Source organism: Streptomyces durhamensis, assembly GCF_000725475.1.
Taxonomy (GTDB): Bacteria; Actinomycetota; Actinomycetes; order Streptomycetales; family Streptomycetaceae; genus Streptomyces; species Streptomyces filipinensis.
This window is the reverse complement of the sequence record NZ_JNXR01000031.1, coordinates 1-14,668: the sequence shown is the minus strand read 5'-3', so window position 1 is coordinate 14,668 and position 14,668 is coordinate 1. Positions and strand designations below refer to the sequence as shown.

Genomic DNA, 14,668 nt, shown 5'->3' with positions numbered 1-14,668 from the left:
CGATGACCCGTGGGATGATGCGCATCACCCCGCGCCCGGCTGCATCCCGCAGGAAGATGGGGGTAGTCTCAGACGGACTGCATAAGTTACCGCTTAGTAATGTAGCCGTTTAAGTCGCTCAGTCAGTTCGAGGCCGCCTCAGGAGCCCCAATGCAACTCGCCGCGATCATCGTGTCGCTGGTCCTGATCGTGGTCGGCGTGGCACTGTTCGGCCGCGCCCTCCTCCAGATCTTCAACTTCATGCGCCTCGGCCAGCCGGTGCCGGCCGGAGCGCGGACCGACGACCCCGCGCAGCGCACCCTCACCGTGGTCAGGGAGTTCCTCGGCCACACCCGGATGAACCGCTGGGGCGTCGTCGGTGTGGCGCACTGGTTCGTCGCGGTGGGCTTCTTCACCCTGCTGCTGACGATCGTCAACGCGATCGGCCAGCTGTTCAAGGCGGACTGGATCCTGCCGGTCATCGGCGAGTGGGCGCCGTACAACGTCTACGTCGAGTTCATCGGCACGATGACGGTCGTCGGCATCCTCGTCCTGATCGCGATCCGTCAGCTGAGCCACCCCCGCCGCCCGGGCCGCAAGTCCCGCTTCGCCGGCTCCAACTTCGGCCAGGCGTACTTCGTCGAGGCCGTCATCCTCATCGTCGGCGTCTGCATCTTCATGCTGCACGCCCTGGAGGGCGCCCAGCACCACGTCGACGGCTACGAGGCCTCGTTCTTCATCTCGTACCCGGTGGTGTCCTGGCTGAAGGGCATGAACGTCTCCACGCTCCAGAACCTCACCTACTTCTTCGCCGGGCTGAAGATCGCGACCTCCTTCATCTGGATGATCACGGTCGCCCTGAAGACTGACATGGGCGTGGCCTGGCACCGCTTCCTGGCGTTCCCGAACATCTTCTTCAAGCGCAACGCCACCGGTGAGACCTCCCTCGGCGCCCTGCTCCCGATGACCTCGGGCGGCAAGCAGATCGACTTCACCGACCCCGGCGACGACGACGTCTTCGGCGTCTCCCAGGTCGAGCAGTTCTCCTGGAAGGGCCTGCTGGACTTCTCCACCTGCACCGAGTGCGGCCGCTGCCAGTCGCAGTGCCCCGCCTGGAACACCGGCAAGCCGCTCTCCCCGAAGCTGCTGATCATGTCCCTGCGGGACCACGCCCACGCCAAGGCGCCGTACCTGCTGGCCGGCGGCGGCAAGACCATGGAGGGCGAGGAGAAAGCCTCCGAGGAGCAGCTGGCCGGCGTCCCCGCCGCCGCGCTCGCCGAGGCCGAGCGCCCGCTGATCGGCACCGCCGAGGAGAACGGCGTCATCGACCCGGACGTCCTGTGGTCCTGCACCACCTGCGGCGCCTGCGTCGAGCAGTGCCCGGTGGACATCGAGCACGTCGACCACATCGTCGACATGCGCCGCTACCAGGTGATGATCGAGTCCGCGTTCCCGTCCGAGGCGGGCACGATGCTCAAGAACCTGGAGAAGAAGGGCAACCCCTGGGGCCTGGCGAAGAAGCAGCGCCTGGAGTGGACCAAGGAGGTCGACTTCGAGGTCCCGGTCGTCGGCAAGGACATCGAGGACCTCACCGAGGTCGAGTACCTGTACTGGGTCGGCTGCGCCGGCGCCCTGGAGGACCGCGCCAAGAAGACCACCAAGGCCTTCGCGGAGCTGCTGCACATCGCGGGCGTGAAGTTCGCGATCATGGGCGGCGACGAGAAGTGCACCGGTGACTCCGCCCGCCGCCTCGGCAACGAGCCCCTGTTCCAGGAGCTCGGCATGGAGAACGTGGCCGCGCTGAACATGGCCTTCGGCGAGGATGACGAGGACGAGTCGACCAAGAAGCCGAAGTCGGCCAAGAAGATCGTCGCCACCTGCCCGCACTGCCTCAACACGCTCGGCAACGAGTACCCGCAGCTCGGCGGCGACTACGAGGTCATCCACCACACCCAGCTGCTGCAGCACCTGGTGGACGAGGGCAAGCTGATCCCCGTCACCCCGGTCGAGGGCATCATCACCTACCACGACCCGTGCTACCTGGGCCGCCACAACAAGATCTACACGCCCCCGCGCGAGATCATCGGCAAGGTCCCGGGCCTCAGGAACGAGGAGATGCACCGCCACAAGGAGCGCGGCTTCTGCTGCGGCGCCGGCGGCGCCCGGATGTGGATGGAGGAGCGGATCGGCAAGCGCATCAACAACGAGCGCGTCGACGAGGCTCTCGCCCTCAACCCGGACATCGTCTCCACCGCCTGCCCGTTCTGCCTCGTCATGCTGACCGACTCGGTCAACGGCAAGAAGAACGACGGCAAGGCCAAGGAGTCCATCCAGGTCGTGGACGTCGCCCAGCTGCTCCTCGACTCCGTCCGCACGCCGCTCGACCCGGCCGGCGAGCCGGAGAGCGAGAGCGAGCCGGAGCCCGAGCCGGCCAAGTGACAGCGGCTCCCTGACGGACGGCGCCCCCTGCTTCGCACAGGCAGGGGGCGCCGTCGTTCACACGGTCCCGTTCAGATGGGCCGGCACCGCCGGCGACGCCTCCGACGGTCGTGGTCATGGGTCACCGGTGTGGCCCGTACGGAGGCCGGACGGGGTGGGTCCGGACCCCGTACGGAGGTGGGCCCAGCCCCACCCCCTCCCGGCACCTGGACCCCGTGTGCACGCCCCCTCGGCTCCGTAGCGTCGAAGGCACCGGGAACACACCCGGCCGCCACGAACGACGACGAGGGTGAAGGACATGACGGGGACGCACACCGGCAGCGAGCACGCGGGATCGTCGAACAGGCTGCTGGTGCAGAGCCTGGCGCTGAACGTCGCCGCGCCGCTGGCCGTCTTCTACGGCCTGCGGGCCGCCGGGACCGGCCTGTGGTGGGCGGTGCTGGCGAGCGCCGTACCGCCGGTGCTGGAGGCACTGCTGACGGTGGTGCGGGAACGGCGCGTCGGGATGCTGGGCGCCCTGGTCCTCGCCCTGGTCGCGCTCGGCGCGGCGCTGTCGGCGGTGACGGGCAGCCCGCGGTTCATGTTCGCCAAGGACGGCTGGATGACGGGGATCGTCGGGCTGGTGTTCCTGGCCACGCTGCGCGGACAGCCGGTCATCCACCGGCTCCTGTCGTCGGTGGCGCGGGGCGAGCGGCGCGCTCAGCTGGAACACGACTGGCAGGCGTCGCCGACGTTCCGCCACCTGATGCGGCTGCTGACGGCGGTCTGGGGCGCGGGCCTGCTGCTGGACTCGGGCGTACGGGTGGTGCTCGCCTACACGCTGCCCGTCGACTCGGTGATGCTGGTGACCACGCTCCAGTACGTGGCGCTGTTCGTGGGCCTGGAGGTCTTCAGCCGCCGCTACGGCCGCAGGCCCGCCCGGATCGCCGCTATCCGGCACGAGGCCGCGACGGCCACGGCGGCCTGACACCCCACCGGAAACCATCAGGGAGCGGGAACATGACACAGGTCGTCGTGGTCACGGGGGCGGCGAGCGGAATCGGTGCGGCGGTGGCGCGGCACTTCGCCGGGCTCGGGGCACGCGTCGTCGTCGCGGACATCGACGAGGCCGGCGGTGCGGCCGTCGCCGAGGAGGTGGGCGGGCTGTTCGTCCGGTGCGACACCACCGGCGAGGAGGACAACCGGGCGCTGATCGACACCGCCGTGCAGACGTACGGCGGGCTCGACCTCGTCCACCTGAACGCCGGGATCGGCGACGGCGGCGGATTCGGCGAGGACGACTACGACACCCGGCGCCGGCACCGCGTCCTGGCGGTGAACCTGCACGGCGTGATGTTCGGGCTGCACGCGGCGCTGCCCGCGCTCGCCGCGCACGGCGGAGGCTCACTGCTGGTGACCTCCAGCATGGCCGGGGTCGGCGCGGCGCCCTTCGACCCCGTCTACGCGGCCACCAAGTACGGCGTGATCGGGCTCGTCCGCTCGCTGGCCCCGGCCTGGCAGGAGAAGGGGGTACGGATCAACGCCCTCTGCCCGGGCTTCGTCCGGACCCCGATCCTGTCACCGGAGGCCGTCGCCTACCTCGTCGGCGAGGGATACGCACTGGCCGAGCCCGCCGAGATCGCCGCGTCGGCCGCCGGGATCGCGGCGGGCGAGGAGACGGGGCAGGCCTATGTGCTGCAGGCAGGCCGCGCCCCGGAACCGGTGGCCTTCCCACGGCTGGACCTGGCACGCACCCACGCCTGACAGCGAGCGGTCCTGCCGGTGCCGTCACAGATCCGGCCGCTGCCTTCTCCTGCTGATGTGCGCGCGGGCGCACCGGGTTCCGGCGGGTGCCGCCAGCATCCGCGGACGGCGGATCACCGCAGCGGCGAACGGAGACAGTGACGGAGACCGTGGTCATCGGCGGCAGACCGCACCGCCTGCACGGACACGAGCCGGAAACCGCATCCGCCCCATGGACACGAGCCGCAAACCGCATGCCCCCGTGGACACGAGCTGCAAACCGCACCGCCTGCACGGACACCAGCCGCAGACCGCACGTCCCTCCGTGGACACCAGCCGCAGACCGCACGTCCTCCGTGGACACCAGCCGCCTTCGTGCGCGGGCGCCCCGCCGCCGATCCGCCCGCGCAGGGGGGCCTACGACGGCGGGGCTTGCGGCGCACGCGGCGGCGCTACGCGCTCTTCGGACCCGCCTGCTGGACCACCTCGAAGGACCACAGCGTGGACCCGGAGGCCGCCGGCTTCGGCCGTTCCCCTTCCGCGCCGCCCTGGTGCGCGGCCTTCATCGGTCCCTCCATCCACGCCTGGAACGACTCCTCGTCACGCCAGCGCGTGTACACGAGGTACGTGTCGGTGCCCTCGACGGGCCGCAGCAGCTCGAACCACTCGAAGCCGTCGGAGTTCTCCACCGCGTGGGCCCGCGAGGCGAACCGCTTCTCCAACACCTCCCGCTGCTCGGCAGGGACGGTCAGCACATTGATCTTCACAACGCTCATGGCCCCATCCTGGCCCACCGTCGCCCGGCCGGCGCACTCGCGGGGTGTCGGCGCGCTCGGAGTTCCCGAGGCCATGGCGGCGCAACCCGACGCGCCAGGCGGTCCCGTGAATTTACCGATCTCACGTACAACCCTTACGCACCCCGAGGGGTCTCCTGATCGCCGACCGCCCGGTGAACCGTGGGACAACCCACGGCGAACAGGGGCGGACCGCACCCCATCGACTGTGGATGCCCGCCAGGCATCCCCGCATGCAGCAGGAGAAACCCGCATGCACAAGCCCCTGCGACTCGCCCTCGCGACGGCCACCGCGGCCGCGCTGACGGGCGGTCTGCTCACGTTCTCGGCCGTGACCGCCACGGCCGCGGACTCCACCCGTGTCCCGCAGGCCGACTTCAACGGCGACGGGATCGGCGACGTGGCCTTCTCCGCCGACGGCGCCTACGTGAACGGCAGGAGCGGCGCCGGCCAGCTGGTCGTCCTCTACGGCTCCAGGACCGGCGGCGTCTCGTCCGCCAAGCGCTCCACGATCAGCCAGAACACCGCCGGCAACCCCGGTACCGCCGAGGCCGGCGACCACTTCGGCGCGGAGACCGCCTACGCCGACTTCAACGGCGACGGCTACGACGACATCGCCGTCGGCTCCTGGGGCGAGGACGTCGGCAGCGACAAGGACGGCGGCGGCCTGGCGATCCTGTGGGGCTCGGCCTCCGGCATCACCGGCAAGGGCGTCACGGTCGCCGACCCGGCCCCCACCGCGCACGACTACTGGGGCAAGAACCTCGCCGCCGGCGACTTCGACGGCGACGGCAAGGCCGACCTGGCCGTCGGCAGCTCCGCCGCCACCATCTATGTCCTCAAGGGCGGCATCAACGCCTCCGGCGTGCCCGGCGGCACGTACACGATCAAGCCCCCGATCATGGGCACCGACGCGGGCGGACCGCTGAACCTGACCGCCGGCAACATCAACGGCGGCCCCGAGACCGATCTGGTGATCGACGGCTACGAGACCGCGACCGACCAGGGCTGGAACAAGAACTACTACGTTCCCGGCTCCTCGACCGGTCTGAGGATGTCCTGGTCCGAGACGCTCAAGCCCGGCGTGATCACCGCGATCGGCGACATCGACGGCGACGGCTACGGCGATGTCGTCAGCGGCGCCTACTGGAACCCGACCGACGCGGACGGCACGGCGGTCCCCGACTCCGGCAAGGGCGGCAAGGTCTGGATCACCTACGGCTCCGACGGCGGACCGATCACCACCAACCCCACCGGCATCACCCAGGACACGGGCAACGTCCCCGGCACCGCCGAGGGCAACGACTTCTTCGGCTACGAGCTGGACCTGGGCGACATCAACGGCGACGGCTTCCTCGACCTCGCGATCGGCGTGGCCGGCGAGAACATCGGCACCGCGACGAACGCCGGCGCCGTCACGGTCCTCTACGGCACGGCCAAGGGCCTGGACACCGACTCCGGCGCCCAGGGCTTCGCCCAGTCCGCGCCCGGAGTGCCCGGCAACGACGAGAAGGACGACTACTTCGGCACGGACGTCAAGCTCGACGACGTCACCGGCGACGGCAAGGCCGACCTCATCGTCGGCTCCCAGGAGAACGCCGGCAACGGCGCGGTGACCTACCTGCCCTCCGACGGCAAGAAGATCACCACGACCGGTTCCCGCACCGTCTCCCCGAGCACCTCGGGCGTCTCGACGACGGGTACGCCGTACTTCGGCGCCAACTTCGCCGACTGATCCGCCGCAGCCGGCACCGGCCGCACACACCCGCCGCCGGGCCCGCCGACGCCTCCTTCGGATACACCGTCCACCCGCGTGACCTGCCGGACGCGGGCGGGACAATGCGGGAAACCGGGGGAAACCCCTGACGGCCCCCTGGTCGACGCGCTGACGGTCCCTTAGGGGATGTCACAGGTCGGCCGCAAAGCCGGGCCCGGAAGCCCGGGCCCGGCACGTCACTCTCCGGGACCAGGTACGTTCGTTGACGTGGCTGGATTCAGGATCGGACGCGGGGGCCGGGACAACCGCACCCCCCAAGGACAGCAGGCGCCGCAGGGACCGTCGTACGGCCGGCCCGGACCGCAGCAGGGGCAGCCCGCGGGGCCGTCGTACGGGCAGCCCGCGGGGCCGTCGTACGGGCAGCCCGCGGGGCCCTCGTACGGCTACCCGCAGGCGCCGCAGCGGCCGTACCCGCAGCAGGGGCAGCCGTACGGGAGGCAGGGCCAGTCGTACGGACACCCGGGCCAGGGCGACGACGGCCCGGAGTACTTCGGGGACGGCGGCGGCTACCCGGGCGGTGCCGGGCACGACCCGTACGCGGCCAACAACCCGGGCCACACCCAGGCGTTCTCGGTCGACGAGGCCGCCGGCTACACCCAGGGCGCGACCTACCAGGCCGGCTCGGCCGCCGCACCAGCCGCTCCGCTCGGCCCGCCCCTGCACTGGAAGGAACTGCTGAAGGGGATCGTCCTCTCCCCCGACCAGACCTTCCTGCGCATGCGGGACTACACGATGTGGACCCCCGCCCTCATCGTCACCTTCTTCTACGGCCTGCTCGCCGTGTTCGGCTTCGACGGCGCCCGCAAGGAGGCGATCAGCGCCACGCTGTCCAACGCGGTGCCGATCGTGCTGATCACGGCGGTCGTGATGGTGTTCGGCCTGTTCATCCTGGGCGTGGTCACGCACACCCTGGCCCGTCAGCTCGGCGGTGACGGCGCCTGGCAGCCGACGGTCGGCCTGTCCATGCTGATCACGGCCCTCACGGACGCGCCCCGCCTGGTCGTCGCCATGTTCTTCGGCGGCGACGCCGGCTTCGTGCAGCTGCTCGGCTGGGCCACCTGGATCGGCGCGGGCGCCCTGCTGACCCTGATGGTCTCCCGCTCCCACGACCTGCCCTGGCCGAAGGCGCTGGGGGCGTCGGCGATCCAGCTGATCGCCCTGCTGTCGATAGTGAAGCTGGGTACGTTCTAGCGGCCCGCGACCGACACGGGAGAGGCCCCCGGCGCCGCGGCGCCGGGGGCCTCTTTCCTGTCCGGGGTTCTCAGGCGTCGAGGACCTGCCCCGCGCGCTTCACCACGGGCGGCTCGACGCTCCACGGGAAGTTGATCCACTCGTCGGTCCGCTTCCAGACGTACTCGCATTTCACGAGGGAGTGGGACTTCTCATAGATCACCGCGGAGCGCACCTCGGCGACGGTGTCGAGGCAGAAGTCGCGCACGAGCTTGAGCGTCTTGCCGGTGTCGGCGACGTCGTCGGTGATCAGTACCTTCTTGTCGGAGAAGTCGATCACGTTGGGGACGGGCGCGAGCATGACCGGCATTTCCAGGGTGGTCCCCACACCGGTGTAGAACTCCACGTTCACGAGGTGGATGTTCTTGCAGTCGAGGGCGTAGGCGAGCCCACCCGCGACGAAGACCCCGCCCCGGGCGATGCTGAGCACGATGTCGGGCTCGTACCCGTCGTCGGCGATGGTCTGCGCGAGCTCGCGGATGGCGCCGCCGAACCGCTCGTAGGTCAGGTTCTCCCGAACGTCACTCATGTCTGTGGCTGCCCTCACACCTGGGTCCGATGGAAATTGACGTAGGACCGCGAGGCGGTGGGTCCGCGCTGCCCCTGGTACCGGGAGCCATAGCGCTCGCTGCCGTACGGGAACTCGGCGGGCGAGCTCAGCCGGAACATGCACAGCTGGCCGATCTTCATCCCCGGCCAGAGCTTGATCGGCAGCGTGGCGAGGTTGGACAGCTCAAGGGTGACGTGGCCGCTGAAGCCGGGGTCGATGAACCCGGCGGTGGAGTGCGTGACCAGGCCCAGCCGCCCGAGCGAGCTCTTCCCCTCCAGCCGCGAGGCGAGGTCGTCGGGCAGCGAGATGACCTCGTAGGTGGAGGCGAGTACGAACTCCCCGGGATGGAGGATGAACGGCTCGTCCCCCTCCGGCTCCACCAGCCGCGTCAGATCGGACTGCTCGACGGAGGGGTCGATGTGCGGGTAGCGGTGGTTCTCGAACACCCGGAAATAGCGGTCCAGCCGCACGTCGATGCTCGACGGCTGCACCATGGATTCTTCGTAGGGATCGATCCGTACCCGCCCGGCGTCGATCTCGGCCCGGATGTCCTTGTCTGAGAGAAGCACGTAGCGAGGATACGCAAGGCGCGCGGAGCCGTGACAATCGTGACGACTCCGCGCGCCTGTGTTACCGCTGCGGCGGGTGTGCGCCGCGCTGTCCGTGTGACCTCTGCGGCCCGTGTTGCCGCGCCGCCCGCTCCCGCCCTAACGCTTTTCCAGGGCGACCGGCACCACACTGCGGAGCCGGGCGCACCGGGGACACCTCATGAGCCGGCGGGGGCCGAGCCGGTCGGCCCGCTGCATCGGGAACGAAGCGGTGCTGAAGACGTGCCCGTCCGCGCAGCGGACGACGGTGCGTTCCATCAAGTCCCTTAAGTCCCTTCCCCAAGAGCCTCGTCGGGCTTCCCACCCCGACGACAAAAGCCACATTACGGGATCAAAGAGACGACTCTCCAGGCGGCACTCCGGCCCCACCGGGACCCTCCGCGAGGCCTCCACGGTACGCCCCAACTCCGCCCGCCCGCAGCCGGATCCCACCCCTGAAACGGACTCAGACCCCGGCGCCCGGGCACCAGGGGTCTGCGATGATGTACAGTGAGCAAGCGTCCGGACACCAACTCCACGAGGGCCGTGGCCGTACTTACGCGGGTGTAGTTTAATGGTAGAACATCAGCTTCCCAAGCTGAGAGCGCGAGTTCGATTCTCGTCACCCGCTCCATAAGAACCCCCAGGTCAGAGACCCGGGGGTTGTTTGTTGTCCAGGGTGCCTTGGATGCCGACTCTCGGACCGGGGCCGCGATCGAGCAGCACTGGCGACCCTCGGAACGCGGGACACCGAAGCCGAGCACGCCATCTACGCCAGGTGCAGGTGGGCGAACGAGCGCTCCGCGCCCCAGCGTTGGGTGCCGAGGCCGGAACCATGCTCGGTGTCGCGCCGGGCTATCACCGGTTGCACGTCAGGGCCCCGAGCCGGCCGACGGTATTTGTCATGGCCGTGTCCGCAGTCTGCTCGGGGACGACGAGAGCACAGGCTTGATCACCCGGGGTTCTGGCCTCGATGAAGGGCGTCAGGCCCGAGCTCGCCACGGGGGCGTCCGTGACCATCGGCCGCCGCCGCTACCCGTCAAGCAGGTGGGCCGGGTCATCACGCGACTGGACCCCGACCTCACCGCCGGCGAGGTCGTGCGGGCCATGACGCGTCTCGGCTTCGCCTGCCACGACCGCCCCGAGGGCGCGCCCGTGGGCGAGGGCGGACCCGCTCTCCTCCACACCGCGTCCGCACTGCTCGGCGGCACCGGCCCCGTGGCCGTGTGAGGACGGGCGGGAGACCGCCCTCAGGATCCCGGTGGGGCCCTGCCGGCGCGCGCCGGCAGGGCCCCACCGCTGTGTCGCCGTCCGCTCGGAAAGCGCGCCGGCCGGGCACCGGGGCGCAGGCAGCGTCTCACCGGTCGAAGTGGATGAGATCTCCTACGGTCCATGCGCTGACGTCCTTGATCGCGACTCGGTACATGCCGCCCGTCTCCGGGATGCCGAGGCTGCCCTGCAGGATCCGAGCGAGATGAAAGTGCAAATGCGTGGGCGCCTCGCCGCGACCGGGCCGGTTCCCTCGCGGACCGCGCGCAAAGACGTCCGAGAACGGGCCGAGACGGTCCGAGTCCTTCAGGACCTCCGCCACCCGCTCCCTCCACACGGCCTCCGGAGCCAGCCGGCCGGTGATGACGGCGCCGCCGACGACCACGGTCAGCGACATCTGATTGCTTCGCTCCGACTCCACCGCGGCGGAGATGGCGACGAGCAGCTCATCAGGGTTCGACATGACAGCACAGCTTATTCGGCCCACCTGGATCAGGAACCGCCCGTGGGGCTGAAGCGGCTGCGCGCTCGGCAGGAGGCGGCTTCCGCCCACCGGTGAGGCCCGATCGCGGCAGGCTTCTTCCTTCCCCAGAAGGGTGAAATCTACTTCTGTACGAGTAGATTTTCGTTCCTGACATGGGTACGCTTCTTCTCGTAGACAAGGTCGACGAGACCCGCCAGACACGAACTGGCGGGTGGCTGGATACGAAGTACGCAGGTCAGTGCGGCTCTCGAGCCTCGAAGCCAGAGTGTTCCCAGAACGGTGACGGGACTGAGAGCCGCACTGGGCGGCTCGCACGTCGAGGAGCTGCCAACAGCAGTACCGGTTCACAGTGATTGGTTCAGAGAGGAACGGAGGAGCAGACGCCATCAGGATCGCCCGGCCCGAGCAGCACTCGGCCCGGGTACCGCAAGACCCCGGAAATGGATGGTGGTCCCCGGTCAAGCAGCTGCGATCCCCCCGCACCCCCCTCTGCCGGGCCGGGTAGCGGAAACAGAAGGTCGGCACAGCAGTAGGGCCGACCGATGGTGTTCAATTTCCTTCGGGGCCCTGGTGCCGTACGCACCAGGGCCCCTCGACGCGTTGCACAACGAGGTGACATGACATCGGACAACCCCCTGAATGATCGTCTGGACGACGACGACTACCCCGCGTACACGATGGGCCGGGCAGCCGAGATGCTCGGCGCCACCCCGGCCTTCCTCCGGGCCATCGGTGAGGCTCGTCTGATCACTCCGCTCCGCTCGGAGGGAGGACATCGCCGGTACTCCCGCTACCAACTGCGGATCGCCGCGCGCGCCCGGGAGCTCGTCGACAAGGGGACTCCGATCGAGGCCGCGTGCCGCATCGTCATCCTCGAGGACCAGCTCGAGGAAGCGCAGCGCATCAACGCCGAGTACCGTCGTGCCGCCAACGAATCGGCGGGCCGTGCCGGCTCCGCCTCCGCCTGAACACGCGGGCGCGTGCCGTATCCGGAACGCCGTCTTGCGGCCGAAGGAGAGCACGGCAAGGAGAGCACGGCTCGGAAAGTCGCCGGTCCGCTGCTGCCGAACCGACGCCGCCCTGGCGTCAGCCAATCATCTCGGATGGCGAGTTCCTGAGTGAACAGCGGGCCGCAGTGGCCCAGTGCTCGCAGCGCCCAGGACGCCGGTGGTGCTGCAGTCGCCGCCGTCGGCCAGGAAGCTCGCGGTGCCGGTCACTTGCACACCCGGTGTTCTCTCCAGCGTGGCAGCGGTCCTCTCGGCAGGCGGCAGGGACCGCGCCGGCTGGTGACGCGGCTCTGTTCCTCACACCTTCTCGGCCAGCACACGTGGATGCCCGGCGGTGAGCAGACCGATGTCCTCGACATCAGACGTCAGGATCGTCACCCGGCCAGGATGCTGCGGGGCGGTCGCGCACAGCATGGCCTCGATGGCGTACTTGTGACCGTGCAGCCCCGCAGCCCGCAGCAGAGCAGCGGCGGACTGCGCAACCGTCTGGGGCACCGGCAGGGCCGCCAGGGGCGGCCGCACACCTCCCAACACGGCCATGTCCGCCCGACGCAGAGCCGGACCCCGCGTGGATATCGGGGATCGAGTGGTGGTCAAGACGATGATTGCCCGCAGGGATTATTTTGCAGTTCTGCTTCCTTGCCCATCCCGCAGTCGGCTGCCCCACCCCCGCCGATCGGCGGGTGTGGGGGTGCGTCACCCGCCGAACCACCCTTCACCCTGCGCAGGCGGAAAAGATCTGTGGATCTTCGCGGCAACCTTTTCGGCCTCTCGGACCACTGAGTGTTGTCCGGCCAAGTGGTCCGGTCAGATGCAACGGCTGAAAGAGAGCACAGGCATGTCCCTGGAACGAGAGCACAGACATGTCCCCAGCCCACCCACGTCATCGGTGGCGTCCCGCACCGGCGGTGGTCGCCCGAAGCATCGTGGCCGTCGGTTGCTCGCGCGTCGGGGTTTCTGGGCGGGCCTCGTCATGGTGGTCGTGGCCGGCTCCGCCGTTGTGGTCAGCCAGGCTTCGGCGCAGCAGACCCTGGATCTGAAGAAGTGGTACGTGCTGGTCAACCGCAACAGCGGCAAGGTGCTGGACGACCGCGGCTTCGCCACGAACGACGGCGCGGCGGTGGTGCAGTGGACGCGCCACGGCGGGGCCAACCAGCAGTGGCGGTTCATCGACGCGGGTGACGGGTACTACCGGCTGCAGAACCGGAACTCCGGCAAGGTGCTGGACGACCTCGGCTGGTCGAAGACCGCCGGCTCCGCCCTCGTGCAGTGGAAAGACCTGAACGGCACCAACCAGCAGTTCAAACTGGCCAAGGCGCCGGACGGCCACGTGCGTTTGATCAATCGCTTCAGTGGCATGGCCGTCGAGGTCCACAACGCCGCCAAGGCCGACGGGGGCGACGTCGTCCAGGATCGCGACCGGGGCGGCGCCGATCAGCAATGGCAACTCGTCCCCGCCGGGAGTGCCGGCACGCAGCCGTCGTCAGCACCGTCTCCCGCGGCCGGTGGCGGCAGCCCGACGACACGTTTCATGGGCAGCAGCACGGTGCTCATCGGCGGCTCGATGACTGACGCCTCGGCGACCGCCGCGCCGTTCGACATGCGCTACGCCTATGTACACAGCCGGCCCGCGCCCTCGTCGGCCGCCTATTCGGCAGCGCGCTGCCAGGACGGATGGTCGAGCTGGTGGGGCTGCTGGAACGGCAGCACCACGGCGCCCGGCACTTACGTGACCTGGCGGGACACCGTGGCGGCCCACGCGACGTACAAGGGCAGCCCGCGCCCGCAGAAGATGCTCTGGACGTGGTACTCGTTGCGCGACCTCGGGGATCTGGCAGGCGAGGGCGACGGCCCGGGCGAGGTCAAGGCCATCAACAGGCTCGACCTGCTCACCCGGTACATGAACGACTACCGTTTCTTCCTCCAGAAGATCGGCAGGTCGCACGACGCGATCGACCTTGAGCCCGACTTCTGGGGCTACGTCCGGTCGCTCGGCGATCCGCACCAGGTTGCCGCACAGGTCTCGGCCGCCAACCCGACCGATTGCGGATCGCAGGAGAACAGCGCCGCCGGACTCAGCCGCTGCCTGATGTCGATGGCGCGCAAGTACGCGCCGAACGCCGCCGTGGGGCTCCACCTCACCTGCTGGGACTGGCAGACCAACACACCGGCATGCGTCAAGGACTACGCAAAGCTCGGGGCACAGAACGCCGACTTCCTGGTCACCGATGTGTCGGACCGCGACGCAGGCTGGTACGCACAGCCGGCCCACGGCGGCCGTGACGCCTTCTGGACCGACCAGAAGGCCGCCGCCGCGCTGAAGTTCTACAAGACGATGGCCGAGTCCGTGGGCAAGCCGGTGGTCCTGTGGCAGGTTCCCGTGGGCAACATGGCGCAGAACAACACTCTCAACCATTACAAGGACGACAAGGTGGACTGGTTCTTCGCGCACATGGACCAGGTCGCGAACGCCCATGTCGCCGGCCTGCTCTTCGGTCCAGGGCAGCAGGAACAGACAACGGCCGAGTCCGACGGCGGAAACCTGATCCGCAAGACGATCGGCTATCACAACTCGGGCGGTACAGCGCTCAAGTAGGCGAAGGCACGAATGCGCCCCCATCTCTCCGATGGGGGCGCATTCGTCATCTTCGCCGGGCTCAGCGGCGGGTCAGCGCTGGAGGGTGAGGACACCCGGCCGCCACGGCAGTCGGTCGTAGGGGCCGCTCGCGGAGGGGGACTTGCCCTGGTAGAGGAACTGCAGGTTGCAGGGGTCGATGGTCATGGTCTGGTCGGGGTTGGTGCGGACCAGGTCGCCGTGGCTGATGTCGTT

Annotated in this window: 12 protein-coding genes, 1 tRNA gene and 2 pseudogenes; 9 read left to right on the top strand and 6 right to left on the bottom strand. The window is 69.4% G+C overall.

Going from position 1 to position 14,668, the window contains the following annotated elements:
- The first annotated feature begins 150 nt into the window (after positions 1-150).
- The 3 genes from IO33_RS0134715 to IO33_RS0134705 all read left to right on the top strand — a co-directional run bounded on the left by IO33_RS0134715 (position 151) and on the right by IO33_RS0134705 (position 4,161).
- Positions 151-2,418, top strand: a complete 2,268-nt coding sequence (locus IO33_RS0134715) for a (Fe-S)-binding protein (protein WP_031172505.1) — start codon at positions 151-153, stop codon at positions 2,416-2,418.
- A 298-nt stretch (positions 2,419-2,716) separates the two neighbouring features.
- Positions 2,717-3,385, top strand: a complete 669-nt coding sequence (locus tag IO33_RS0134710) for a VC0807 family protein (protein WP_063765843.1) — start codon at positions 2,717-2,719, stop codon at positions 3,383-3,385.
- Between the two features lie 32 nt (positions 3,386-3,417).
- Positions 3,418-4,161 carry an SDR family NAD(P)-dependent oxidoreductase gene (locus tag IO33_RS0134705; RefSeq protein ID WP_031172501.1) on the top strand — a complete coding sequence of 248 codons (744 nt, stop codon included), beginning with the start codon at positions 3,418-3,420 and terminating at the stop codon, positions 4,159-4,161.
- 431 nt (positions 4,162-4,592) lie between these two features.
- Here IO33_RS0134705 and IO33_RS0134700 read toward each other — a convergent pair whose 3' ends face one another.
- Positions 4,593-4,916, bottom strand: coding sequence for an antibiotic biosynthesis monooxygenase family protein (locus IO33_RS0134700; RefSeq protein ID WP_031172500.1), 324 nt, complete (start codon positions 4,914-4,916; stop codon positions 4,593-4,595).
- A 271-nt stretch (positions 4,917-5,187) separates the two neighbouring features.
- Between IO33_RS0134700 and IO33_RS0134695 the strand changes: the two genes are divergently transcribed.
- Together IO33_RS0134695 and IO33_RS0134690 are read left to right on the top strand one after the other, a co-directional pair.
- Entirely contained in the window at positions 5,188-6,669 is a 1,482-nt protein-coding gene (locus tag IO33_RS0134695; RefSeq protein ID WP_031172499.1) for an FG-GAP and VCBS repeat-containing protein, read from the top strand.
- Between the two features lie 168 nt (positions 6,670-6,837).
- Positions 6,838-7,902 carry a Yip1 family protein gene (locus IO33_RS0134690; RefSeq protein ID WP_107069454.1) on the top strand — a complete coding sequence of 355 codons (1,065 nt, stop codon included), beginning with the start codon at positions 6,838-6,840 and terminating at the stop codon, positions 7,900-7,902.
- A gap of 70 nt (positions 7,903-7,972) precedes the next feature.
- Here the strand turns inward: IO33_RS0134690 and IO33_RS0134685 are convergent, their stop codons facing one another.
- Both IO33_RS0134685 and dcd read right to left on the bottom strand, forming a co-directional pair.
- Positions 7,973-8,470 (bottom strand): phosphoribosyltransferase, encoded by a 498-nt coding sequence (locus IO33_RS0134685; RefSeq protein WP_031172497.1) that lies wholly within the window; start codon positions 8,468-8,470, stop codon positions 7,973-7,975.
- Positions 8,471-8,484: 14 nt separating this feature from the next.
- Entirely contained in the window at positions 8,485-9,060 is a 576-nt protein-coding gene (gene dcd, locus IO33_RS0134680; protein ID WP_031172495.1) for a dCTP deaminase, read from the bottom strand.
- Positions 9,061-9,638: 578 nt separating this feature from the next.
- Between dcd and IO33_RS0134670 the strand changes: the two genes are divergently transcribed.
- Together IO33_RS0134670 and IO33_RS44710 are read left to right on the top strand one after the other, a co-directional pair.
- Positions 9,639-9,712, top strand: a tRNA-Gly gene (locus IO33_RS0134670).
- Positions 9,713-10,051: 339 nt separating this feature from the next.
- Positions 10,052-10,308, top strand: a pseudogene (locus tag IO33_RS44710) (SCO5918 family protein).
- Positions 10,309-10,435: 127 nt separating this feature from the next.
- Here the strand turns inward: IO33_RS44710 and IO33_RS0134660 are convergent.
- Positions 10,436-10,810, bottom strand: coding sequence for a hypothetical protein (locus IO33_RS0134660; protein ID WP_031172494.1), 375 nt, complete (start codon positions 10,808-10,810; stop codon positions 10,436-10,438).
- Between the two features lie 638 nt (positions 10,811-11,448).
- Between IO33_RS0134660 and IO33_RS0134655 the strand changes: the two genes are divergently transcribed.
- Entirely contained in the window at positions 11,449-11,799 is a 351-nt protein-coding gene (locus IO33_RS0134655; RefSeq protein WP_031172492.1) for a MerR family transcriptional regulator, read from the top strand.
- A 336-nt stretch (positions 11,800-12,135) separates the two neighbouring features.
- Here the strand turns inward: IO33_RS0134655 and IO33_RS0134650 are convergent.
- Positions 12,136-12,342 (bottom strand): annotated as a pseudogene (locus IO33_RS0134650) (DNA-binding protein); the annotation flags it as partial.
- A 385-nt stretch (positions 12,343-12,727) separates the two neighbouring features.
- Between IO33_RS0134650 and IO33_RS0134645 the strand changes: the two are divergent.
- On the top strand, positions 12,728-14,434 hold the full coding sequence (locus IO33_RS0134645; protein WP_425347991.1) for an RICIN domain-containing protein: 1,707 nt from the start codon (positions 12,728-12,730) through the stop codon (positions 14,432-14,434).
- Between the two features lie 72 nt (positions 14,435-14,506).
- Here IO33_RS0134645 and IO33_RS48155 read toward each other — a convergent pair.
- On the bottom strand, positions 14,507-14,668 hold a 162-nt coding region (locus IO33_RS48155), incomplete at its 5' end, for a non-reducing end alpha-L-arabinofuranosidase family hydrolase (RefSeq protein ID WP_342448383.1).

What these genes read in the sequence shown, in the direction of transcription:
- IO33_RS0134715 (WP_031172505.1), top strand. Translation starts at nt 151, where the DNA reads ATGCAACTCGCCGCGATCATCGTGTCGCTGGTCCTGATCGTGGTCGGC.
- IO33_RS0134710 (WP_063765843.1), top strand. Translation starts at nt 2,717, where the DNA reads ATGACGGGGACGCACACCGGCAGCGAGCACGCGGGATCGTCGAACAGG.
- IO33_RS0134705 (WP_031172501.1), top strand. Translation starts at nt 3,418, where the DNA reads ATGACACAGGTCGTCGTGGTCACGGGGGCGGCGAGCGGAATCGGTGCG.
- IO33_RS0134700 (WP_031172500.1), bottom strand. Translation starts at nt 4,916, where the DNA reads ATGAGCGTTGTGAAGATCAATGTGCTGACCGTCCCTGCCGAGCAGCGG.
- IO33_RS0134695 (WP_031172499.1), top strand. Translation starts at nt 5,188, where the DNA reads ATGCACAAGCCCCTGCGACTCGCCCTCGCGACGGCCACCGCGGCCGCG.
- IO33_RS0134690 (WP_107069454.1), top strand. Translation starts at nt 6,838, where the DNA reads ATGTCACAGGTCGGCCGCAAAGCCGGGCCCGGAAGCCCGGGCCCGGCA.
- IO33_RS0134685 (WP_031172497.1), bottom strand. Translation starts at nt 8,470, where the DNA reads ATGAGTGACGTTCGGGAGAACCTGACCTACGAGCGGTTCGGCGGCGCC.
- IO33_RS0134660 (WP_031172494.1), bottom strand. Translation starts at nt 10,810, where the DNA reads ATGTCGAACCCTGATGAGCTGCTCGTCGCCATCTCCGCCGCGGTGGAG.
- IO33_RS0134655 (WP_031172492.1), top strand. Translation starts at nt 11,449, where the DNA reads ATGACATCGGACAACCCCCTGAATGATCGTCTGGACGACGACGACTAC.